This is a genomic window from Planococcus sp. TJ-302 (assembly GCF_058268455.1).
Genome location: NZ_JBZDOI010000001.1, coordinates 2,153,879 through 2,177,827, shown reverse-complemented (window position 1 = coordinate 2,177,827; position 23,949 = coordinate 2,153,879). Strand labels below are relative to the sequence as shown.

The 23,949-nt window shown below is 45.3% G+C and carries 17 protein-coding genes; 15 read left to right on the top strand and 2 right to left on the bottom strand.

The genetic code is table 11. The annotated features are described in order from the left end of the window. Positions 1-109: 109 nt before the first annotated feature. Positions 110-898 (bottom strand): lipid II flippase Amj family protein, encoded by a 789-nt coding sequence (locus AC4EHB_RS10550; protein ID WP_490981515.1) that lies wholly within the window; start codon positions 896-898, stop codon positions 110-112. A gap of 827 nt (positions 899-1,725) precedes the next feature. Between AC4EHB_RS10550 and AC4EHB_RS10545 the strand changes: the two genes are divergently transcribed. The 7 genes from AC4EHB_RS10545 to AC4EHB_RS10515 all read left to right on the top strand — a co-directional run bounded on the left by AC4EHB_RS10545 (position 1,726) and on the right by AC4EHB_RS10515 (position 10,230). Beyond that, positions 1,726-2,355 carry a class I SAM-dependent methyltransferase gene (locus tag AC4EHB_RS10545; RefSeq protein ID WP_490981432.1) on the top strand — a complete coding sequence of 210 codons (630 nt, stop codon included), beginning with the start codon at positions 1,726-1,728 and terminating at the stop codon, positions 2,353-2,355. 63 nt (positions 2,356-2,418) lie between these two features. Beyond that, entirely contained in the window at positions 2,419-2,775 is a 357-nt protein-coding gene (locus tag AC4EHB_RS10540; RefSeq protein ID WP_490975508.1) for a hypothetical protein, read from the top strand. Between the two features lie 357 nt (positions 2,776-3,132). Beyond that, entirely contained in the window at positions 3,133-3,657 is a 525-nt protein-coding gene (locus tag AC4EHB_RS10535) for a sigma-70 family RNA polymerase sigma factor (RefSeq protein WP_490981431.1), read from the top strand. Beyond that, entirely contained in the window at positions 3,650-4,534 is an 885-nt protein-coding gene (locus AC4EHB_RS10530) for a hypothetical protein (RefSeq protein WP_490981430.1), read from the top strand. The genes AC4EHB_RS10535 and AC4EHB_RS10530 overlap by 8 nt, the downstream gene beginning before the upstream one ends. A gap of 227 nt (positions 4,535-4,761) precedes the next feature. Then, on the top strand, positions 4,762-7,911 hold the full coding sequence (locus AC4EHB_RS10525) for a DEAD/DEAH box helicase (protein ID WP_490981429.1): 3,150 nt from the start codon (positions 4,762-4,764) through the stop codon (positions 7,909-7,911). A 14-nt stretch (positions 7,912-7,925) separates the two neighbouring features. Continuing rightward, the gene (locus AC4EHB_RS10520) at positions 7,926-8,540 is read left to right on the top strand and encodes an NUDIX hydrolase (RefSeq protein WP_490981514.1); all 615 of its coding nucleotides are present in this window, start codon (positions 7,926-7,928) and stop codon (positions 8,538-8,540) included. Between the two features lie 655 nt (positions 8,541-9,195). Then, entirely contained in the window at positions 9,196-10,230 is a 1,035-nt protein-coding gene (locus tag AC4EHB_RS10515) for a branched-chain amino acid aminotransferase (RefSeq protein ID WP_490981513.1), read from the top strand. Positions 10,231-10,363: 133 nt separating this feature from the next. On the opposite strand, the gene AC4EHB_RS10510 is transcribed toward AC4EHB_RS10515, so the two are convergent. After that, complete coding sequence (locus tag AC4EHB_RS10510; RefSeq protein WP_490981428.1) at positions 10,364-14,326, bottom strand: PxKF domain-containing protein; 3,963 nt, start codon at positions 14,324-14,326, stop codon at positions 10,364-10,366. Between the two features lie 421 nt (positions 14,327-14,747). Between AC4EHB_RS10510 and AC4EHB_RS10505 the strand changes: the two genes are divergently transcribed. From AC4EHB_RS10505 to AC4EHB_RS10470, 8 genes are all read left to right on the top strand, one after another. Continuing rightward, on the top strand, positions 14,748-15,620 hold the full coding sequence (locus AC4EHB_RS10505; RefSeq protein WP_490981427.1) for a proline iminopeptidase-family hydrolase: 873 nt from the start codon (positions 14,748-14,750) through the stop codon (positions 15,618-15,620). A gap of 167 nt (positions 15,621-15,787) precedes the next feature. Then, positions 15,788-16,483: a hypothetical protein gene (locus AC4EHB_RS10500; protein ID WP_490981426.1), complete on the top strand. Its 696-nt coding sequence runs from the start codon at positions 15,788-15,790 to the stop codon at positions 16,481-16,483. Between the two features lie 93 nt (positions 16,484-16,576). Next, positions 16,577-17,485, top strand: a complete 909-nt coding sequence (locus tag AC4EHB_RS10495; protein WP_490981425.1) for an HD-GYP domain-containing protein — start codon at positions 16,577-16,579, stop codon at positions 17,483-17,485. Between the two features lie 245 nt (positions 17,486-17,730). After that, the gene (locus AC4EHB_RS10490) at positions 17,731-18,936 is read left to right on the top strand and encodes a multidrug effflux MFS transporter (protein WP_490981424.1); all 1,206 of its coding nucleotides are present in this window, start codon (positions 17,731-17,733) and stop codon (positions 18,934-18,936) included. Positions 18,937-19,156: 220 nt separating this feature from the next. Further along, positions 19,157-20,554 (top strand): alkaline phosphatase, encoded by a 1,398-nt coding sequence (locus AC4EHB_RS10485; RefSeq protein ID WP_490981423.1) that lies wholly within the window; start codon positions 19,157-19,159, stop codon positions 20,552-20,554. A 68-nt stretch (positions 20,555-20,622) separates the two neighbouring features. Further along, positions 20,623-21,264, top strand: coding sequence for a hypothetical protein (locus tag AC4EHB_RS10480; RefSeq protein ID WP_490975498.1), 642 nt, complete (start codon positions 20,623-20,625; stop codon positions 21,262-21,264). Positions 21,265-21,442: 178 nt separating this feature from the next. Next, positions 21,443-21,793, top strand: coding sequence for a PadR family transcriptional regulator (locus tag AC4EHB_RS10475; RefSeq protein ID WP_490981422.1), 351 nt, complete (start codon positions 21,443-21,445; stop codon positions 21,791-21,793). Between the two features lie 305 nt (positions 21,794-22,098). Then, a complete protein-coding gene (locus tag AC4EHB_RS10470) occupies positions 22,099-23,535 on the top strand; it encodes a carbon starvation CstA family protein (protein ID WP_490981421.1) in 1,437 nt (478 codons plus the stop codon). Positions 23,536-23,949: the final 414 nt, after the last annotated feature.

Below are 23,949 nucleotides of genomic sequence, written 5' to 3'. Positions count from 1 at the left end.
CATTTTATCGGAAGAACAAAGGAAGACTGGATGCGTATAATTTTGCATCCAGTCTTCCTGTATTTATGAAGATAATTTTGATTTTGAATCATACCTTGTATTTGTTGTATTACACAATAAATTTCGTGAACCATGCTATGTATCTTGCCCCAGGTAAAAAGAATAATTGAGCAAGTATCGTACCCAGCAAGCGGGAAGCGATCATCATTACAGCGATGCTTTTTAGATTCAGGTAGCTGCCGCGCCGATTGAGGACATCATCGGCTAACACAGAGATTTTCGGATCGACAAAAACAATGAGTAGAATAGTGGCCAATCCATTGATTAGACCCGAAGCCATTATTGCTGTAGCAGCTCTTTCTGGAACAATGATGGCTGCATAAAGCGCAGAAAGAACGCCAATTGTGTAAACAGCGGTAATGATCATATTGATAAAAAATAACTGGACCGGAATATCTTTTAAACTGACACCCTTTAAGTAAGACAGTTTTGGCAGATGAATGTGACCGATTCCTCTTCTAATATAGCCAATATTCATTCCTTTTTTGACGAGTCCGGGTATAGATCCTCTTTCGGCTGAAAGATGAATGATAGCACGCGAAAATATAGAAATGAAAGTTGGAAGCAAAAGAATCCCTATTATAGTTCCCACAGTAGAAGAACCGATGATTATTCGGTATTGTGCTTCGACAAATTCAAATGTATTCGTCTCTGGAGCAGAATCAATTAAACTCCCGGTAAATGGTTGCTGCATCATATTCGCCAAACGAGAGACCATTACCATGACATTGAACAAGGAAAGAGCAGAGGCCAGCAGGCGTACTCTTACGCCTGATAAGCGAACGGCATAGGCCAGTGTTTCAATAGAATGGATGATCAAGACAAATAGGGCAATCATTATCAATTTTTCTGTGAAAAGTTCCAAATGAAAACCTTCTTTTATTTTTATCCTTATATTACCATAGCCTTACAATTAAAAAATAAAAAATGGAAATATTGATTGCCAATTTTGATATTTCAATGGAATGATATTCCTAAAAAACTATACTAGTTAACATATGAGGGATTACCGGAAGCTACCAACTAAATGTATATAAAGAAAGAAGCTCATCATTCTTGTGTAACAACAAGTTTGTTGGGTTTTCTCAGTTTATAGAAAAACACAACTCAAAAAAAACGCAAGTGAGCTATAAATGGAAGTTGTTCGTGCTCATCATGCGCCGGGACAACAAAGTCAGAGAGTCGCAAACTGCAACAAGCTGTCCATTGTACAGAAAGAAAGATTTTAGCGATACTGGAGGATACAAGAGATGGACGGCAAAGGGGCAAAACCATGAATTTTTCTTTAAATTGTGGTTCCCAGGGAGCATAACAATTAAAACTCAACAAAAGAAGCTATGGACGATGTGATATCCGAATTCGAACTGAAAGAAAAACAGAACAACGAAAAGAGAATCAACCTCACAACAAAACAAATACAGATGAAAGGTGAACCAGGCCCCATCTGGAGAACGAGTGAATACAAGTAGCCAGCAGCTTTCTGTTGCGATAAGATGATTCCCGCATGGTGTCCGGGGTCATCTTTTTTGTTTCATTATTTGAAGGTGTTTTGTTCCACATGAAAGGGAAGAGAATCGGAAATTTTTTAGCTGTTTTAAAGCGCCCGTATCGGTATACTTTTACCAACACTTATTTTTTAACACAATAAAGTAAAGTTGGTGAGTCATGGAGTTAATGAGCCGAGTTAAAGCGTTTATTGATGGGCAGTACAGAACACCTAAAGGGTTGATCGGAGCTTACATAGGTGAAAAGATGGTGTGGCAGCATAAGCCAGAGACCTTATGGACGATTGAGTTGCTGGATATACAACCGGGAGAAAATATCTTGGAACTTGGATGTGGTTCAGGGTACGCAATTAAGTTGATCTTAGAAAAAAATGAAGCTGAGAAAGTAGTGGGATTGGACCTTTCGCCTGCGGTAATCCGCTCAGCTGCGATGAGAAACAAAAAAGCGCTGAAGGAAGAAAAGGCAAAACTGGTACATGGAAATGTGAAAAGCCTGCCTTTCGAAAACGAGCAATTTGAAAAAATATTCAGCATCCACACCATCTATTTTTGGGATGAATTATCTGCCGCCATTTCAGAGATATCTAGAGTTTTAAAACCTGGCGGTGCTTGTGTAATTACGCTTTGTAATGGCAAGAATGAGGAGAAGTGGGAAGGAATTGATAACATGATAAACGATCAACTAATTCCCCTTATGAAGGACAACGGATTTTTAGAAGTGGCATTAGTAAAAGGCCCAAATTCAAGACAATTTCACACGGTAGCGGTTTCTGGGAAAAAGAGGATTTAACTGGTATGTACTTAAATGAAACTTCTTAAACTATTCAAAACGCCATGAAGGAGATGGCTAACAGTGAAAGATTACTTGGTTGGCGCAATTATATCGATCTGCCTGTTTGCTATATTATTCTTCTTTAATAGAGCCATTTACGATAACGTGATAACGCTAAGTTTCTCGATTGTGTTCTTAGTGGTGCATGTGACGATTTGCAAGCATCTTATACCTGCAAAAAAATACGGAAGGTACGCCTTTTTTATGCTGATTTTGGCTGCCGGCGTCTTCCTTTCGCTTCCGGAATTTACCCTCAACAAGCCCAAGAACAGATTCTGGTTAGTACGACAAACTGGAGCTGAGGGAAGAGGATATCATGCCCACCGAAGGGCAAAACCCTGGGAATCCTTTCACTACCAGATGGGCTTATGCTTTTGAAGGTACTTCTTCGCTCTAAGAAGAAAAAACTTTGTTTCTCGTCATTTCCGATACTGGCAAGGTTTTTGTAAAAGAATAACAAAAAAATTGAAGACATGGAACGTTTATAGCAGGTAAAAGTTTGGGTGGAAGACAAAAGCAAAAATAAGAAGTTCATAAAAAAGCGTCACTGTTGAAGATTAAATTGAATAAGCTCTTCAGAAACCCTTGTGCATTTAGGCATAGAAATTCATCTCCTGAGGGAACGAAATTAGTTAACTCGTTTAGCTGCAAAAAGCTGAACGAGTATTTTTTTGAGAAAAACGAAACGGCGGGGCATTGAGCTTTGTCTAACAGATAGTAAAAGGGGGAGAGGGCTTGGAGAAATACGAAAAGGATCGGTTGCTTACGGAAGCGATGGATGAGTACGGGCATTATTTGATGCGGTTGGCGTATTCGTTTGTGAAAGAACGGGCGAAGGCAGAAGACATCGTGCAAGACGTCTTCATCCGCTATTATACGAATCTCGAGAAGTTCGAAGGGCGTTCGAGCGTCAAAACTTTTCTGTACCGCATCACCGTGAACGAATGCCATAACTATTTCAAAAGCTGGGCACATCGCAAAATCGAATTGACAAACAAGCTGAGCCCTCTCTTGCCGAATAAAAGCTCAGCTGAAGATACGGTGCTGGCAACAGAGAAAAGCAGTGAAGTAGTGGAAGCAGTCGGCAAGCTCCCTCTGAAATACCGGGAAGTGCTGTGGCTTTATTATTATGCGGAGCTATCGGTACGGGAAATCAGCGAAGTGCTGAAGATGCCGGATAACACAGTGAAGACACGGCTTGCTAGAGGACGCCAACAGATGGGCAGTACATTTTCGGAGGAGGGGATTGACCATGCGTGAGGATTTGAAACGGCTATTGGATGAATCGGTTCCGAAAGAAGTGACCTTATCAGAAGCGAAAAAAGGACAGATCTTGAAAGCTGCACAGGAGCGAAACAACGTTCGGAAACCAGTGCGTGTGCCTAAATTTATCCCTGCGCTTGTAGGGGTAGCTGTAATCGGAGTGTCCGGGCTTTGGGTCTACCCTTATTTAATAGAAGAAGACGCGCCAACAGAAATTCAAGGTGGTAAAGAAAATCAATCGCCTTCTGAAGAAAATCCGGAATTGCCATTGGTGGAAGATGAAAGTTCTAAAGAAAATACAGATAAAACGATTGAAACTGTAACGGAAGATTCCATGGAGGAAAAGGCAGTAGAAGCGGAAGATAAAAGTTCAGAAGAGAAAATGGACGAAATGATTGAAGCTCCACCGGAAGATTCCACAGAGGAAACTACAGTGGCTGCAGAAAAAGAAACCGAGCAGCTTGCCCCCCAAAAGCAACTCCAAGTACTTTTAGGCCATGCATATTTTGACACCGGAATCAGTCTCGGTGATGAAGTGGTTGAGGTGGAAGCGCGTTATCCAAATTGGATTGAAAAAGGGGAATACGAAGGCGGCGTCGCTTTACGCTACGAAAGCTTTACACTTTTCCATGGCTTTTTTGAAACAACCATCAACAATGTCAACCTTCGGGGCTTTACCCAACTGACGGTTTCCCAGATGGAAGAGGCAATCGGACAGGACATTAAAATCACTGCCTACTTCAATGAAATGGAAGACAGAGAAATCGTGTCGGGTGAATTTATTTTGGAAAATGAGCGTTACGTTGTGGTGGCAGAATCAGAAGATAAAAATGCGCGGGTAAAAGAGATCTCGATGTCTCTTTATACGGAATAATAGATTTCTGGATTGGAGAGCAGCGAGAAGCAAGGTTTCTCTAGCCTAGTAAGCAATATAGAAAAACCTGCCAGACTCGCGATCCTGCAAGTTTGGCGGGTTTTTCTACGTTTATAAATAAATAAACTCAGAGAGTCCGCTACCCGGAACAAGCTGTCCATTGTACAGAAAGAAAGATTTTAGCGATAATGGAGAATACAAGAGATGGACGGCAAAGGGGTAAAACCATGAATTTTTCTTTAAATGACAGACTCATAAAAAAATGTTGCGGCGATGCCGCTTATAAAAAAGGGAAGGCTTATTTTCTGGCTGGAAAAGTGGAGCTCATGCCACAAACGGAAGAACTTGCGGAAGCGCGCGTTTACAGCGGAGAAGTATGCACTGTCACGGTACAGCCGGATCCCAATGGATCGTTGAAAGCATTCTGCAGCTGCCCACCTGTTGGTTTTGTGAAAACGTATTGCCAGCACATTGCAGCAACGCTATTGGCACTCGAGGAACGGCAGCAAGCGGAGCAGCCGCTGGCAGATCGCATGCTGGGCTTATTCGGCAACGAGCCTAAACGCCCGAGCGGCAAACAGCTTCATTTCGATGCACGGCAGACACTTAATGTCGAATTTACGTGTGTGGCGGTTTCGCTCGGGGACGCTGGAAATGGCTTTGGCATCCGCCTGGCTGCCGGGCAAGTGGAATTGCAGGAGATTGCGGAGCCTTGGAGTTTTCTCCAGCACCTTGGGCAACGAAAAATCACCGAGTTTGCGCCGGGTTCGATTTACAATCCCGAACGCCATAACTTCATGCGCGAAACCGATGCGGTGCTGCGCTTTCTCTTGAAAAGCCAGCCGCTTGGACCCCTAACCGAAGAAAAGACTTTATTGATATCCGCAGCTGCTTGGGAATTGCTGCTGCCACTGCTTGAAGCGGCGCCGGGCGTAAAATTTATGCAGGACAGCAGCTGCTATAAGGGTATTCGCTACGGCGAACGGCTGCCGCTGTCGTTTGAAGTGGACCGGGCAGGCGAAGGCTATGGATTGGAAGTCAGTGGGTTGGAAGAGATTTCGGTCTTCCGGGCATATGGCTGTGCTTTGGCCGACGGACAATTGTTCAAGCTGGCGGAGGAAGACTGCATCCGGCTTGCTGAATTGAAAGAAATGCTCAGCGGCGAAGGGCTGCAGCGAATGGATATATCTGCTCAGCAGCTCAGCCATTTCATGGAACACGCGGTTCCCGGCTTGATGCGGCTCGGCCAAGTCGATATAGCGGATCCGGTTTCGAAAACCTTGAAAGAAACGCCATTGACAGCAAAAGTTTTCCTGGACCGGGTCAGCAACCGGCTATTGGCCGGAATAGAGTTTCAATACGGTCAGTTCACCGTTAATCCGTGCGAGGAGCAGGAGCATGAATACCGTTCCATTCCCGGCGTACGGCGCCGGTTGGATATCGAACAGCGCATCATGAAAATCATGGCTGACAGTTTATTCATCCAGACGCCTGGCGGTTTTTTCATGCAAGATGAAGAAGCGGAATACGAGTTTCTTTACCACACCGTGCATGAGCTGGAAGAACTGGCGAAAATTTTCGCGACAACGGCAGTCAAGCTGCGCGTGCAAAAAGCGCCAAACATACCGAAAATGCGAATTGAAATAAAAGAACGGACCGATTGGCTGTCGTTCCGCTTCGATTTGGAGGGGATTCCGGAAACGGAAATTCAGCAACTCATGAAAGCAATCCAGGAAAAGCGCAAATATTACCGGGTGCCTACGGGTACATTGATGTCGCTGGAAACACCGGAATTCTGGGCGCTTCATGAATTTATGGAAGAAATGGACCTGTCCACTGAGGATTTGGAGGAAGAGGAAATCCGTGTACCGCTGCTGCACGGCATGCGATTGGCAGAAGGGCTCGAAAAAGGCGGGATTGCGGAACCGGGAGAAGAATTCGCGAAGCTCTTGAAAAACTTTGGGAATCCGGACGCTTTGGAAGCGGCTGTGCCGGAATCGCTGCAGCTGGTGCTCCGCGATTACCAAAAAGCCGGTTTCCACTGGCTGAAGCTTTTGGCGCAATACCGGTTCGGCGGCATTTTGGCAGACGATATGGGGCTCGGCAAAACGCTGCAAAGCATTGCATTCATCGTTTCGGTGCTGCCGGAAGTCCGGGCGCGAAAACTGCCCGTGCTGGTCGTTGCGCCTTCGTCGCTGACCTATAATTGGCTGAACGAGCTGAAGAAATTCGCGCCGCAGGTCAATGCACGCATCATCGACGGCACGAGTGCCATGCGTGCATCCAAGCTGAAGGGCGTCTCAGGCTGCGATATTGTCATCACGTCGTATCCGTCGCTGCGGATGGACGGCCACCTCTACCGCGACAAGCAATTCCATACGGTGTTTTTCGATGAAGCGCAAGCCTTCAAAAATCCGGTGACTCAGACGGCGAAAGCGGCAGGCGCCATACAGGCGAAATACCGCTTTGCGCTGACGGGCACCCCGATCGAGAACTCGCTGGATGAATTATGGTCGATTTTCCGTGTCGTCTTTCCGGAATTGTTGCCGAACCGCCGCACTTTCAGTGAATTACGGCGGGACAATATCGCGAAGCGCATCCGGCCGTTCGTTTTGCGGCGCACCAAAAAAGAAGTGCTCGCTGAGCTGCCGGAAAAAGTAGAGACCACCCAGTATTCCGAACTCCAGCCAGAACAGAAAAAGCTATACGCTGCTTATTTAGCAGAATTAAAGCAAGATGCACTGAAGCACTTGGCGAAAGGCAGTTTGCGGAAAAACCGCATCAAGATTTTGGCCGGCTTGACGCGCCTGCGCCAAATTTGCTGCCATCCAGCGCTGTTTGTCGAAGATTACGGCGGCGGTTCTGCCAAATTTGATCAATTGATGGAAATAGTGGAGGAAAGTCGGCTTGCTGGGCGCCGCGTCCTCATTTTCTCGCAGTTTACACAAATGCTCGGTTTGATCGGCAGGAATCTCAACAAGCACGCCATCCCTTATTTCTATTTAGACGGCCAGACGCCGCCGAAGGAGCGCGTGGAATTATGCGACCGCTTCAATGAAGGAGAAGGCAATTTGTTTTTGATTTCATTGAAAGCCGGAGGTACGGGATTGAACTTGACTGGGGCAGATACGGTCATCCTCTACGACCTGTGGTGGAATCCCGCGGTTGAACAGCAGGCAGCGGACCGGGCGCACCGGATGGGCCAGCTGAATGAAGTGCAGGTCATCCGCATGCTCGCTAAAGGGACGATCGAAGAGAAAATCAGCGATTTGCAAGAGCGCAAGAAAAACTTGATCGATGAAATCATCCATTCGGGGCAGGACTCCTTGGCCGCCTTGACAGAAGAGGATATTCGGGAAATACTGATGATTAAGTGAGAGGTGATTGGATGATGGACGCCAAAAAAATTACCGAAAAGATAAAAAGCCATAAACCCCAGGTGCTCGGCAGCCGGGATTTTTCGAAGTTCTCGATTTTGCTGCCATTGATCGAAAAAGACGGCGAAGTGCATGTGCTGTTCGAAACGCGTGCGCATACGCTTCGCAAACAGCCGGGGGAAGTCTGTTTCCCGGGCGGCCGGATTGATCCCGAGGACCATTCGGCCAAATCCGCAGCGCTGCGGGAAACCAATGAAGAGCTCGGCATCAGTGAAGATGAGATTTCCGAAGTGTTCGCACTCGACTACATCGTGTCGCCGTTCGGCATGATCGTTTATGCCTTTGCCGGATTTATCGCACCATCCGCGACGTTCGAACCGAACCCGGCAGAAGTCGACAGCTTGTTCAGTGTGCCCTTATCATTTTTCATCAACACCGGACCGCGGGTTTACCAAATCCAGTTTGATGTGCAACCGGAAGACGATTTTCCGTATGAGTTGATCGAAGGCGGCCGGGATTACAGCTGGCGAGCGCGTGAAATGGAAGAGTATTTCTATCTATACGAAGACAAAGTGATCTGGGGGCTCACGGCCCGGATTCTTGCGCATTTTATCGATGTGGTCAAATGAAAACGTTGCAGCGGCTATCCGAGATGGCGTCGAAGGAGTGCTTTTTAAAAGGCAAGAGAGTGGATGAAGTTAATGGATTAGAGAACTTTTTTTAAGTGGGTCTTTTTTTGTGGAAAATAAATCCAGTGAACAAAGGAAGAACTGCGGGGAGAGTGACAGATGGAAGTGAGCGGCCAGCCGCTCGCGGACCCAGGCAGTTTACCGCGGTAAACTGTTTCCATTCAGGGGGTTGAACTTTCACAGAAAATGCTCGCGGACAGTAAATGGGGTATTGCGGACAGTATTTTGGATTTCCGGACAGTATTTCGGTCCGATCGGACAGTATTTCCTCATAATCGAACGATATATCCATTTTATTGGAAAAAATGGTAGAATAAAAATGGATAATTAGATGAATGTAAGCGGTTAGCTGCTAACGAAACAAAGAAAAGGATCCAACTAATCAGTCGGACCCTTTTCTTTGTGTATTTTTCTGAAGAAAAAACAAAGCAACAGGCCTTTTCTCTTAATTTTCTGCATTTCCAAAAAAATCACTTTAATACTGTGTTGGAGAGGTGTATAATTATTCGCATTACCCAATAAAATTATGGATTTTGAAAAGGAGTGCCTGACATTGGTAAGATTATCCGAGCTTGAAATTGTTAAAAGCACACAGATGAAAGAGAAACCTTTACAGGATCAGGTTCCTTTTGGCACCTTGTTTACGGATCATATGTTTACGATGGAATATACAACTGACCAAGGCTGGCATGAACCGAAGATTACGCCGTATGCTCCGATTACGCTGGATCCGGCAGCGATGATTTTCCATTATGGGCAAACGGTTTTTGAAGGAATGAAGGCTTATCGCACTGAAGACGGGCGCGTTTTGTTGTTCCGTCCCGAAAAGAACTTTGAGCGCCTGAATTTATCAAGCGAGCGTCTAAGCATTCCGCCAGTCGATGAAAAATTGATGCTGGAATATTTGACGAAACTCATTGAACTAGAGAAAGACTGGGTGCCTTCAACACCCGGGACATCTTTATATATCCGCCCGTTCATCATTTCAACAGAAGCCAATTTAGCTGTTGCGCCTGCACAGGCATATAAATTCATGGTGATTTTGTCACCAGTCGGCTCTTATTTCCCAGGGGGTATGAAACCGGTTATCATCCATGTCGAAGATCAGTTCACGCGTGCGGTAAAAGGCGGCACGGGCATGGCGAAGACAGCTGGGAATTATTCTTCCGGCTACCAGGCGCAAGCCCAAGCGAAACAAGCGGGGAATGCAGATGTCTTATGGCTCGATGGCGTCGAAAAGAAATACATCGAGGAAGTCGGCAGCATGAATATCTTCTTCAAGATTGATGGAGAAGTGCTGACGCCTGAACTAAACGGCAGCATACTAAAAGGAATTACACGGACATCAATCATCGAATTGCTCCATTCGTGGGGCGTGCCGGTAACGGAGCGGAAAATTTCCATCCAGGAAATCTACCAGGCCTTTGCGGATGGCAAGATTGAAGAAGTGTTTGGCACCGGAACCGCGGCTGTCATTTCACCGGTCGGTGAACTTAATTGGCAAGGGCGCAAAATGGTCGTCAACAACCATGAAATCGGCGAGTTGTCGCAAAAACTATACGATACGATTACCGGCATCCAGACCGGCAAAGTGGAAGATACACTTGGTTGGACGGTTGAAGTGAAATAAATAATAAATACAAAAAAACATCAGGCCTCTTGCAGGCTGGATGTTTTTTTGCTGTGGTCATTTTTGCCCGGATAAGATTTCAGACGGACTATCGCCTAAAAGAAAACAGCACCGCCGAAGCGGTGCTGGATTGTTATTTCTTAATGCTGAAAAATGGGGATTCTTTAGTGGTGGTCTGACCGTCAAGCGTGATAGTGATCACGGCTTTATACTGGCCGACTTCCAAATCTTTTGTTCCCAAATTGAAGATGTACTGATTATCCGCAAGGTCGTAGCGGAACAGATTCCCGACTGTAGCGTTCGAAGTGGAAGTCACAAGGATTTCTTCCCCAACATCGTTGCCGGAAATTTTAACCAAGTGGATTGTCGCTTTTGCGTCTTTGACAAATAGGCTGCCATCAGCAATCTGGAATTTCACCGGTACGGTTCTGTTTTTCTGGAATGCGCTCTTGCCGTCTGCTTTGATCGGCTCAAGGACTCCGCCGAAGCTGTAAACGTAATAGGACATTGTGTAAGTGCTCACGTTGCCCGCTTTATCAGTTGCAGAGACCGTCACCGATTGTTTCCCGGTTTTTGATGTATCCAATAGCGTTGTTGCCGTTTGGAGATCCTTGTCGAAATTATCAGCAACAACTGGAGTTACCGATACAGTCTGGCCTTGCAGGAAGCGCTGGCCATCGAACAGCCCTTGCAGCCCGCTGATGACTGGAGCATTATTGTCGACCACATAAGTGATGAAGTCTTCGGTTTTGTTGCCCGCAGCATCCACTGCTGAAACGGTCAACGTATGCTCGCCTTCAGTCGTCGCCAATTCATCCGCTTCGACTTTTCCTAGATGTGCATCCGTAGCCGTGAAATAATTGCCGCTGCTCAAAGCGTCAGCCAGCGACTTGCTTGTGTAATGTCCGCCGTTTTCCAAATGGAAGGCAATTTCTGGATTTGTGTTGTCGACTATATACGTGATTGCAGCAGTTGACGTGTTGCCTGCTACATCGGTTGCCGTAACGTTCAATGTGTAGCTGCCGTCCACGTTTGTTACTAATTCTTCTGCATCAACTGTAACGTTGCCATTTTTGTCGGCAGCGTTGTAGTATTGGCCGATTGCATCAAGCGAAGCTGCGTTATAGATGCCGCCTTCATCCAACTCGAATGAAATGCTTGGCGCTGTGTTGTCGACCGTATAGGAAACAGTTTTGGAAGAATTATTTCCTGCTTTGTCGATAGCTGTGATAGCGTATTCGTGCGTTCCTTCTTCGGTTTCCAAGTCGCTTGCGCTATCCGTTGCCGGGTTGGCATCAATAATTGAATAAGGTTTTACACTTAATGACTGAAGGTAAGCCGCGTTGTAGAAGCCGCCGTCTTTCAGTTTTGATTCTTCCAGCTCGATCACCGGAGCTGTATTGTCGACGTAGTATTCAACGGAAACGGTTGTTTCGTTGCCGGCCATATCGACTGCCGTCAAGGTTGCTGTATGCGTGCCGTCCGTTGTAGCAAGTGGGGAAGCATTGGTGTCTGCTAGGTTGGCATCTTCTGCAGTCCAGTATGTCCCGAGTTCTTCAAGTGCAGCGAGGTTATAATATTTGCCTGCCTCAAGGGACAAGGAAACTTCAGGCTTCGTGTCATCGATCGTGTAGCTTGCTGTTGCTTTGTTTGTGTTTTTCGCCAAATCGGCTGCGCTGACAGCCAGGCTATTTCTGCCTTCTTCAAAGCTGACCTCATTAGCGGAAACCGATTCTTCATTCAGGTTTTCGTCTGTTACTGAATAATACGGATCTAGAGTTTTGAAGTTGTTGGAAGTATAGAAGCCGCCGTCTTCAAAATGGAATCCGATGCTTGGTACTGTATTGTCCACTGTGTAGTGGATCGTTTTTTCGTTTTTATTGCCGGCTCTGTCTGTAGCAGTAATGACAGCAGTGTGCTCGCCTTCAGTAAAATTCAGTTCGCTTGCCGAGACGTTCTCTTCATCCAGATGAGCATCAGAAACGCTGTAATAAGTTTCAAGTACCCGAAGAGCGTCTGCATTGTAGTATCCGCCGTCCACTAGTGTGGAAGTGATGGCCGGCGCTGTGTTGTCCAATGTGTACGTAACAGCGTCTTGCCCAATGTTGCCTGCTGCATCAGTAGCTGTAACAGTTGCAGTGTGGGTCGCTTCATCCGTAGTATTCCAGCCAATGGTATTCGTTGTATAAGAATGAGTTTCACCCACAGTGAACGCCGGTTGTTCCGGCAAGTTTGCGGAATTGTAGTATCCGCCATCAGCCGGTGCAGAAATCGCTACTTCTGGCGCTGTATTGTCTACCGTGTACGAAACGCTTGAGGTTGTGCTGTTGCCCGCCGCATCCATAGCCGTCACGGTCAACGTATGGGCGCCTTCAGCAGTTATGAATTCATCAGCGGAAACGATGCTGACCACACCGTTTTCATCCGTCGCGTTGAAATAGCTCGCCGGAAGGTTAGCCGATTGGTAGAAGCCGCCATTTTTCAGGTTGAACGCAATTTCAGGATCGGAATCATCCACCGTATACGTGACGGTTTCAACAGAAGTGTTTCCAGCTTTGTCTGTAGCCGTTACCGAGAAGGTATGCGTGCCTTCTTCGAAATTCAATGCGCTTGCTGTGACTTTGTCCGCATCCAAATTGGCATCTTCCACAGTGTAGAAGCCAGCAAGGCCTTCGAGGTAAGCGGAAGTATAGAACCCACCGTTGCCTAATTTTTCAGCATCGATTGCGATTGCTGGTGCAGCGGTATCCACTACATAATTCACTGTTTTCACCGTTTCGTTGCCGGCCAAATCCGTAGCAGTTACAGAAGCCTTATGTTCGCCGTCTTCTGTTCCAAATCCATCAGCGTTTGTGCTGAAGAGATTGGTGTCCGATACAGAATAAAATTCTTTAACTGTGCTTAACTCGTGCTGGTTATAGAATTTGCCTTCCTCCAGATGGATGGCCACTTCCGGTTTTGTGTCATCGATTGTATAAGAAGCTTGCGCGCTGTTCGCGTTGCCTGCAAGGTCTGCCGCTTCAACAGTCAGCGATTGGGTGCCCTCAGCAAAAACTGGTTCCGCAGCTTTTGTTTTCGTGCTATCCAAATTGCTGTCTAGGATGGTGTAATACGGGTTGAAAGCTTCAAAAGCGGAAGACGTATAGAATCCGCCATTCGTGAAGTTGAATGAAATCGACGGAACTTCGTTGTCAACGAAGTAGGTGACCGATTTCTCCGCTTGGTTGCCCGCTTTGTCTTCTGCAGTAATAGAGACGGTATGCTCACCAGCGGAAGTTTCCAGTGGATCTGCCTGAGAATCTTCTAAGTTCTGGTCGCTGACTTCATAATAATTTTCTTTCAACGCTTCCAAGGTTTCGGAATTATAAACGCCGCCATCTTTCAATTGGGATGTAATGAGCGGTTTTGTATTATCCACCGTATAAGCAACTGAAGCGCTGCCTAGGTTCTGATAAGCATCTATGGAAGAAACCGTCAGCGTGTGATTGCCTTCTTCTTTGCTCCAGCCAGTGTAGCTGTTCGTTGTTGTACTTTCATCAGCTACAGTGAACGCCGGTTCTGCCGGGAGCTGGCTTGATTGGTAAAAACCGCCATTTTTCGGATTGGTTATTGAGATAGTTGGAGCAGTAGTGTCACTAGCAAAAACTAAAAGAGATATATTGTCTACAGTACGATTAAAAAGATTATGGCCATCTCCGGGTTTTCCACTCTCATTATTGATAGCTACATTGATAGGCATGTTATACAACTTGGGTAAAGCGTTGCGCATATCAACCGTAATTTCAACGTTCGTTTTTGATAAAACTTTTCCATCAAAACTGATTACTGTAGGAGTATCGGAGACAATTTTGCTTCCATTCCAATAATAATTGGTATCAACGGTCAACTTCCCTTTTAAATTCGGATTTCCGTCATAAGACAAGTTGATATTGAATTTTTTGGACATGCCCTGTTTTATTTCAACATTTCCATTGCTAGTTGCTGTAAACTCCGCAGCCGAAATCAATTCAACTGCCAGCGTCGAACTGGTCGAAACAATACCTGATAACAATAATGCCGATACCACGGCAAACCCTTTTGATGCTTTTTTCTTCATTCTCTTTCTCCTCCTTCAAGCTACTGTTCTTTTTTCCGAGACTATGGGATCTGGCTGGATGGCTACAAACAACCAGAGGTTCCGGATGCAAGTAGGTGAAACTGATTTCCGAAAGGGACTTATGACTAAAATTGAACAAAAACGACTAAAAAATTAATTATGACTGATATATTATGCCTAGTAATCGGAGTATAGCATCTCTTTATTACAAAATATATACAAATTTTCGCGAACTTACAGAAAAAACGAAAAAATCTTAAAGAAACTGATAAAAAGATCGGTAAGAAGGCTGGAAACAGTATAAAAAGCTGTTATTTATTTCATTTCAGAAGTTTGAACACTGGATCGGTAGGGGCTTTAGAGGGAAATCAGAAGCGATGAAGAATCTAATAAAGACAACATCGGAGGAGGGTATGACAGAATGGAACATATAACAGAAGGGTTTATACCGGTCAAAGGCGGCAATGTCTGGTTCCGCATTACAGGGGACGGTCCAGGAATTCCGCTGCTGGTACTGCACGGCGGTCCAGGCGGAATGAGTTCTGAAATCGATCCGCTGCGGCAGCTCGGCAGCGAACGTCCGGTTATCCAATACGATCAGCTCGGATGCGGCAAATCCGGCCATCCGACTGACACCGATTTATGGACAGTGGAACGTTATGTAGAAGAGCTGGAACATGTGGTCGAAGCATTGGAATTGGAAGAATTCCATTTGCTGGGGCATTCGTGGGGCACGATGCTCGCAGCTTCTTACTTGCTGGACAAGAAGCCGAAGGGTGTCAAGAGCGTTATTTTCTCTGGTCCGGCACTCAGCGCGCCGCGTTGGGAAGCCGATCAGCGGAGTTGCTTAGAGGAATTCCCCGAAGAAGTCCAGGACATTATTGAGAAAAGTGAACGCTTAAAAACAACTCATACTGAAGAATACCAAGATGCGATGATGGCTTATTACAGCAAGCATATGTGCCGCTTGAATCCGTGGCCGAAAGAAATGGTGGCGGAACTGGAAAAGCTCAATACTCAAATCTATAATTTTATGTGGGGCGCGTCCGAGTTTACGGTGACCGGGACGCTGAAGAACTTTGATGTTACTGAAAGGCTTGCTGACATAGATGTGCCCACGCTGTTCACGTGCGGCCGTTTTGACGAAGCAACGCCTGAAGCCACGGAATACTACGCCAGCCTGGTGCCAGGAGCGGAATTTCAAGTCTTTGAAAACTGCTCGCACATGCCAGGGTATGAAGCGCCAGAAATATACAGACACAAAATCCGGGAATTCATCAACCGCCATTCTTGACTAAAAGCCTGTCCACTTTTACTTTGTGGATGGGCTCATTATAATAAAACTGAACATTTTAAATTAATTGACTAAATGAATTAATGTGGATATTATAGAACTTAAGGATTACTTATTATGGAAATAAATGATTTTAATTGCCTAATATATTAAATCGGAGGTCAAGGATGAAGAAACTTTTTACAGCAATGCTAGCGACAGTGTTATTTTTAGGGGTTGGAACAAGTGCCTTGGCGGAAGAGAATCATGATTATGAAAAAGGGCATCAAATTGTCGAAAAAGCAAATGAGCAAATCGATCGGAAAATCGAACAGGCTGTAAAAAAAGCGGATAAACTGCAAGAAGATTACCTGCTGGAATTACGCAGAATCGAAGAGGGCAAAGAAGTAATAGAACTTCAGGAAGAACTGAAAGGTGCGCGGGAACAATTGACCCAAGCTTCTAACGAAGGCGAAGATACGAAGAATCATATCGACAAAATCACCCAGCTGGAATCATCGCTGGCGATCCAAGAAAACCGGATCGCTGAAAAAATTACTGCCCTCGAACAAGACATTGCCGAATTCACCGATTCACTGGAATCTGGCCAAACTCGGGACAGCAAACAAGCAGAAGAGAAAATTGAGAAATTGAAAAAGCAATTGCTTAGCAAAACAGAAAAAGCGGAAGCGAAAACAGAATGGTACCTACAAGAACTCGACAAAATCATTGAAAAAGTCTATAACGAAACTTTGAGAATATCTGAAAAAGCCATCGCAAAAGCAGCTGATTATGGCATCTTGGCCGAATGCACTTGGCGATTGGTACAATTTGCACATAAGTCCGTGTGGATTGATCCGATACGCATAGTTGGCTATAAATAAATTGTATTTAAATATTCCTGAATTTTTTATAATTATGAAAAAAGAGTTCTCATTAAGAAAGAACTCTTTTTTCATGTTACTGAGGTGAGTGGCTTGGAAGGTTTTAAAATAGGGAAGAAGGGCACTGTACTAGATAGTGTTCAATTAGACATTTCAAATATCAGCCTGCTCTCACGCGGGGATGGCACAGAAATAATGCTCCAATTTCTTGAAAAAGAAAAATTGTTTTATATGTATCCAGCTGATAATCCTGAAGTGATGGAATTCTGTTATATCTTGTCCGGAAAAATAGTTGGAGAAGTTGATGGGCAAAAAATAGAATTCGGCCCTCACGAATACTTTTCTGTCAGTGGAATAAAGGAGCCAGTCCATTTCGAGGTTCTAATAGATACAACTTTTATATGGGTAAGTACAGAGCCCGTATTCATTCACCTCAGCAAGGAAATGTCAGCGCTAATGGATATTGTTAAGCAAGTAGAACTAAAAGATCGTTACACATACAACCACGGAGATCGCGTAGTCAATTATTCAATTAAAATCGCTAAAAAAATGAGGTTGAGCAAAGTACAGTTAGAAAATCTTAATATTGCCGCCTCCCTTCATGATATAGGGAAAGTGCACATCTCGGAAGAAATACTCAATAAGTCGACCGCCCTGACGACTGAAGAATTCAATATCATAAAAAAACACCCACTGGATGGTGCTGAAATGTTAAAAGGGACTGTTTATGAAGAGGCTTGTCCTATTTTAGCCCAACATCATGAACGCCTAAACGGGACTGGATATCCATACGGTTTAAAAGGGGAAGAGATTCTTTTGGAAGCCCGCATCATCGCAGTCAGCGATACATTCGATGCCATGGCGGAAGATCGTTCTTATCGGAAAGCCTTTAATGCCCAATTTGCCTTTAGTGAAATTAAAAAGATGACAGATACCCATTATGATAGAAAAGTAGTGGAAGCTTTTGAAGACGTACTAAGAGAAGAGGGCATGATCCAGTAGTTTCTAGAATTGCTTAGACAGATACGGAAATGGCATATAATTAAATTGATCTAGTTTCAAGAACCGGCAAAGAGCTTTAAAGCTCTTTGCCGGTTCTTTTTTTGTTTTTCAAGTCAAAACAAGATGAACACTCCATAAATTATGCTATTGTAGAAAACAGTTATTTTCTTCGCCCCACGTAATAATTTGAGGAAATAAATAAAAAAAGAACGGGAATGGTTTCCTGGAAGAAAGGATGTTTACATATGGGAGACTTGACCGGTTTTAAACGTGCACGTTTCATCATACTTTTAGGGGCGCTTACATCGCTTATCCCTTTTACTATCGATATGTATTTGCCGGCTTTTCCGGTTTTGGCAAATGTTTTCGACACGACAGCTTCATTAGTACAACTCAGCTTAACTGCGACTTTGCTCGGGCTGGCGATTGGCCAATTATTTGCAGGTGCGCTCAGTGATATGCACGGCCGCCGCAAGCCGTTGATCATTTCTTTGGCAATATACGTCATTGCCTCAGCAGCATGTGTTTTTGCACCGAATATTTTCATCTTTGTCCTTTTGCGTTTTGCACAAGGATTTGCGGCTTCGGCCGGACTCGTTATTTCCCGGGCAATAGTGCGGGATGTCAGCAGTGGGGCAGAGCTGACGCGTTTATTCGCGTTGTTGATGGTCGTGAATAATCTTGTGCCTTTGCTTGCGCCTTCTGTCGGCAGCGGAGTGCTCTTGTTCTCGGATTGGAAAGGCATTTTCATGGCACTTTCATTGCTCGGCCTTATCTTGTTGCTTATTTCAGCGTTCCGCCTGCCTGAAAGTTTGCCAGTGGAAAAACGGATTCCGAGCAATCTTTTGTCAACGTTCAGTAGTTTCTCCACTATCCTAAAAAACCGGCAGTTTACCGGTTATGCACTGGCTCAAGGCTTCTTGATCGGCGGCGTATTCGCTTATGTTTCCGGTACGCCGTTCATTTATCAAAATATCTATGGTGTATCGCCGCAGGTTTTCAGTCTGCTGTTCGGCATGAACGGCATTGGGTTGATTATCGGAAGCTATGCGGTCGGTCGGTTCGCCTATCGGATTTCTGAAAAGCAATTTTTGGAATGGGCATTGTATGCTGCAGTAGTGGCAGGAGCAGTCCTTCTTGCTATGGTAAGTTTCAATGGACCATTATGGGCTGTTGTCATCCCGATTTTCTTTTTCGTCACATCAATCGGTGTGGTCGGCACAGCTTCGTTTACGCTGGCTATGGAAAGCCAGAGCCAAGCAGCGGGCAGCGCTTCCGCACTGCTCGGCTTGCTGCCATTCATACTCGGAGCAATTACGGCTCCGCTTGTCGGCATTGCCGGGGAAGAAACAGCTGTGCCGATGGGGCTTACCATTTTCACGATGTGCCTGATCGCATTGCTCGCCTATCTTTTCCTTGCAAAAAATGCAGTTCCGCAAAAAACGAATTAATGCATACAATCCATAAAAAGCAAAAAACCATCCCCTAAAGCCATATTCCTTGGCATTGGGGGATGGTTTTTTATTGCCTAAAAGATAGAAACGGCGTGGTATGCAGTGATGTTTGTAATCTTATTTTAAAATAATTTACACAAAACATAAATAGCATTTATGTGGCCTTAACAATAAAAAAGTATGCTGTTCTAGCAACTAACTTATTGGAGGCGGAAAAATGACCAGCAAACCGTTCAAGAAGAAAGTACTTCCATTCATCATCGCATCAGCAGTCGCATTGTCAGGAATCGCCGTTTCAGTTCCTAGCGCTGAAGCTCAGGCACCTGAGAAAAGCCAAGGGAAAGCACATAGCCAAGGGAAAGTGAAAAACGTCATCTTCCTGATCGGTGATGGCATGGGCACTTCTTATACTTCAGCTTACCGCTATATGCAGGACAATGCCGGAACAAAATTCGCTGAAGGCACGGCATTCGATTCCCATCTTGTCGGACAGCAAATGACTTATCCGGAAGATCCGGCACAAAACGTTACGGATTCAGCATCGGCTGCAACTGCGATGTCTGCTGGGATTAAAACATATAACAATGCAATTGCTGTCGATAACGATAAAAGCGAAGTGAAAACGGTTCTTGAAGCCGCGAAAGAAAAAGGCAAAGCAACAGGCCTCGTGGCGACATCTGAAATTACGCACGCAACTCCAGCATCATTCGGCGCACATGACGTGGCACGCAAAAATATGAACGCCATCGCGGATGATTATTATGATGAGATGATTAACGGCAAGCATAAAGTGGATGTACTTCTCGGGGGCGGAACGGATTTATTTGATCGCCAAGACCGTAACCTTACGGAAGAGTTTGAGAAAGACGGCTATAGCTATGTAACTGACCGGGAAGCGCTATTGGCCAATGATGACGAGCAAGTTCTCGGTTTATTCGCTCCGGCGGGATTGCCGAAAATGATTGACCGTGAAGAGACAGTGCCGTCGCTTGAAGAAATGACAACATCGGCAATCGACAGGCTGGAAAAAGATAAAGACGGCTTTTTCCTGATGGTCGAAGGAAGCCAAGTAGATTGGGCTGGACATGACAATGACATCGTCGGTGCTATGAGCGAGATGCAGGACTTTGAAAAAGCGTTCGCAGCGGCAATCGAATTTGCGAAGAAAGACAAGAATACATTGGTCATCACAACAGCTGACCATTCAACAGGCGGATTCTCAATCGGCTCTGACGGCATCTACAACTGGTTTGGCGAGCCAATCAAAGCTGCTAAACGTACGCCTGACTTTATGGCACAGCAGATTGTGGACGGCGCTAGTGTAGAAGAGACTTTGAGCGAGTTTATCGATTTGGAGCTGACTGACGCAGAAATCGGAACGGTCAAAAAAGCTGCAGAAACGAAAAACCTGACACAAATCGATAACGCGATTGAAGAAATCTTCAACGAGCGTACGCATACTGGCTGGACAACCGGCGGACATACGGGTGAAGATGTTCCGGTTTACGCATTCGGGCCTTCGAGCGAGAAGTTTGCCGGCAATATTGAAAATACCGACATGGCCAAGGGTATATTCGACTTGCTGAAAGCGAAAGTCGAAATCAACGACAAATAAATTTGGAAAACTGAAAAGCATCCCTCTGCCAATCGAGGCCGAGGGGCTTTTTACAAGGAGGAGCCGCTATGAAAAAGCAAGCCATCTACCTCGTTCTGGCATCGGCGATTTTGCTGTCAGGATGCTCGGATAAACAAGAAAGCCAAGTTGCTGAAGCTGCAGAACCAAGCAGTGAAGCTCCGGCCTATTACAAAGACTATGTGCAAAATCCGCAAGTGACGGCGGACCAGAGCCTGTTGAAAGCCGGGCAGAGCATCCGGGATGATAAAGGCGAAATCGTGCTGAACGCTGCCAGCCAGGAATCCGGCACACAAGAGATTGGCGGCATCAATCTGACGATTCAAGAAGCCAAGCTCTTCCATTATAAACCGTCTTATGGCTTGATCGACTTCTACCATTCCTATACGCATGACACGGATTTCCATGTGGTGAAATTCTTCGTGGAAATTAAAAACACGACAGAAGAGCCGTTGAATTTCGCTCCGGTCGCGCTGCTGGAAACAAATGCAGGCGAAACGAAATTATGGGAAGACGATATTTACCTTGAAGAACTGAACGGCGAAATCGCCCCGGGGGAAACCAAAAAAGGCAGCATCGGCTTTATCGTTGAAAACCCGGATATCGACGCTGTCAGCATCACTACCAGTGATTTGTTCGATGGAAATGAAAAGAAAATCCAAGCTGCCAAAAAAATTGATATCGCTTTTTGATTCTCAAGCCCCTTCATGGAGGGGCTTTTTTTTATTGGCAACACGTGCAGAAATCAGTAGTGTCCTATGTTTAGTTTACGGAATCATCAGTTTATATTTTGCCATTGTTTTTCCGATGCTTTAGGATACATAGTATAAGCAATTCGATAAGCATGGATTAAACCTGGAGGTGAATAGGATGGACAAATCATCTTTGGACGGCTGGGCATCCGAGCTCCGCAGCGGCGTCTTGGCGCTCGCAGTCCTGAGCCAATTAAAGACACCGCAATACGGCTCTGCCCTAGTGAAGTTATTGGAGCAGCGTGGGCTGTTATTGGATCCCAGCACCTTGCCGCCATTGCTGCGGCGTCTTGAAAAGCAGAAGCTGCTGACAGGAAGCTGGGATCAGACAGGAAACAGGCCGCGCAAGTATTACGCATTGAGTGAAGCGGGGATGGAAGCATTCACACAATTGAACAGTGATTGGCAGAACGTTACGCAGGAACTTCAACTTCTCATCGAAGGAGATGGCAGCCATGGCGTTGATTGACCGTTATATCAGCGAAGTAACGCGAAGGCTGCTCATTCACTCCCACTTTATTACCGAATAACATTTTTGCAGGAATTCGATTGTTTTTCTTGAACGAAAATAAAGAGTTATGAATTAAAATATCTTTAATTAAAGGGATAAAGCCGCGTCATGGGGGCATTTATGCCTTCTTTTTTATTTTTTAAGAGGGAAAAAAAGGGTCAAATTGATTAAAATTGAAAGAAAATATTATTTTTTCAAAATATTATATTTTATTCGTGTTATCATAATCATATCTTTAAACATACAACAGGAGGACACAGCATATGGTAACTTTCTTTGGCGCACTTTTGTTTCTTATTCTCGGTTACGTATTTTATTCGAAATTCATCGAAAAGGTTTTTGTGGTGGATGACAACACACCAACACCTGCATATACCAAAAGGGATAATCTGGATTTCATCCCGATGAGCTGGTGGAAAGGAAACTTGATCCAGCTTCTAAACATCGCCGGGCTCGGGCCGATCTACGGAGCGGTCGCCGGGGCTTTGTACGGACCGGTTGCGTTTATCTGGATCGTTGTCGGCTCGATTTTTGCAGGAGCTGTACATGATTATTTCTCAGGCATGATGTCGATGCGCCACGGCGGCGCTCAATTCCCAACACTTGTCGGCCGTTATCTAGGCAAGCACATGAAAATCTTCATCAACGGCTTGTCGCTAGTGCTGATGCTGCTGGTGGCAGCTGCATTCACAGCAGGTCCGGCCCAGCTGATTTCCCAAATTTCACCGATCAGCTTTACGGTAGCGTTGGGGCTCATTTTCTTCTACTTCATCCTTGCGACCATCTTGCCGATCAACCGCATCATTGGCCGCATTTATCCACTTCTCGGCGGCATCTTGCTATTCATGGCAATCGCCGTGGCGGTTGCGCTAGTATTCTCGGGCAAGCCGATGCCAAACCTGACATTCTCTAATCTGCATCCCGGCGAACTGCCAATTTGGCCGCTTCTGATGGTCACCATTTCCTGCGGTGCCATTTCCGGTTTCCACTGCACACAAAGCCCGATCATTGCCTGCACAATGAAGAAAGAAACCGATGGCCGCAAAATCTTCTACGGAGCGATGATCATTGAAGGCGTGATCGCCTTGATCTGGGCAGCTGCCGGAATGACATTCTTCAGCGGTACAGAAGGATTGGCAGCGGCGCTTGCTGCAGGCGGACCTTCTGGCGTAGTCAACGAAATCTCCATCTCGCTTCTTGGCACAATGGGCGGCATCCTGGCAATTTTTGGCGTCATCATCCTTCCAATCACAACAGGCGACACAGCATTACGTTCATCCCGCATGATTCTCACTGACATCCTGTCTAAATTCACGGACATGGAAGGCAAGTGGAAAATATTATTGGTGACAATCCCCTTGGCGATTCCGACATTCTATATGGCGACAATCGATTATACATTCCTATGGAGATATGTCGGCTGGACCAACCAAGTCGTAGCGACCGTCATGCTGTGGACAGCGACGGTCTATCTACTAAGCAATTTCAAATTCCATTGGATCACCGGTATCCCGGCAAGCTTCATGACAGGCGTCGTAGCGACATACATCTTTTACGCGCCGGAAGGGCTGAATATGGATTACCAGCTTTCCATGATCATCGGCGCCTGCATCACATTGGTAGTTCTTCTATGGTATGCAGCGCAAATCATCAAATACAAATCACTGAAAGCCGCTGACGCGGAACCTAACACTGCATGATTTTCTAAAGCCCCGGATTCCATTGAATCCGGGGCTTTTTTTATAGAGTGACTCAGATATTGCGCTATTGAATCTAAATCGCAGAGTGAGACTTATAGTTAGTGCCGGTTGAATTTCAAACAGTTCATGTTAATGGTTAGCTTGTAGTTGTTAAATCTTTCGCAAGTCATGTCAACTGGCCGCTTCGTCATGTTAAGACTGATTTACTCCTTGTTAACGAAAAGGCCTATTTCCTGGAATTACAGATTAATTCCTCTCACGCTGGCCAAGAAGAATATACGCAACTTATGCTTATTTGTAAAGATATTGTATAAATAATCAAAATATATTGACTAAAAATACATATTAACGCATAATAATGCTATTATTGATTTTCGGATGAGACGGAGACTTATGAAGGACAGGGGGTGACAG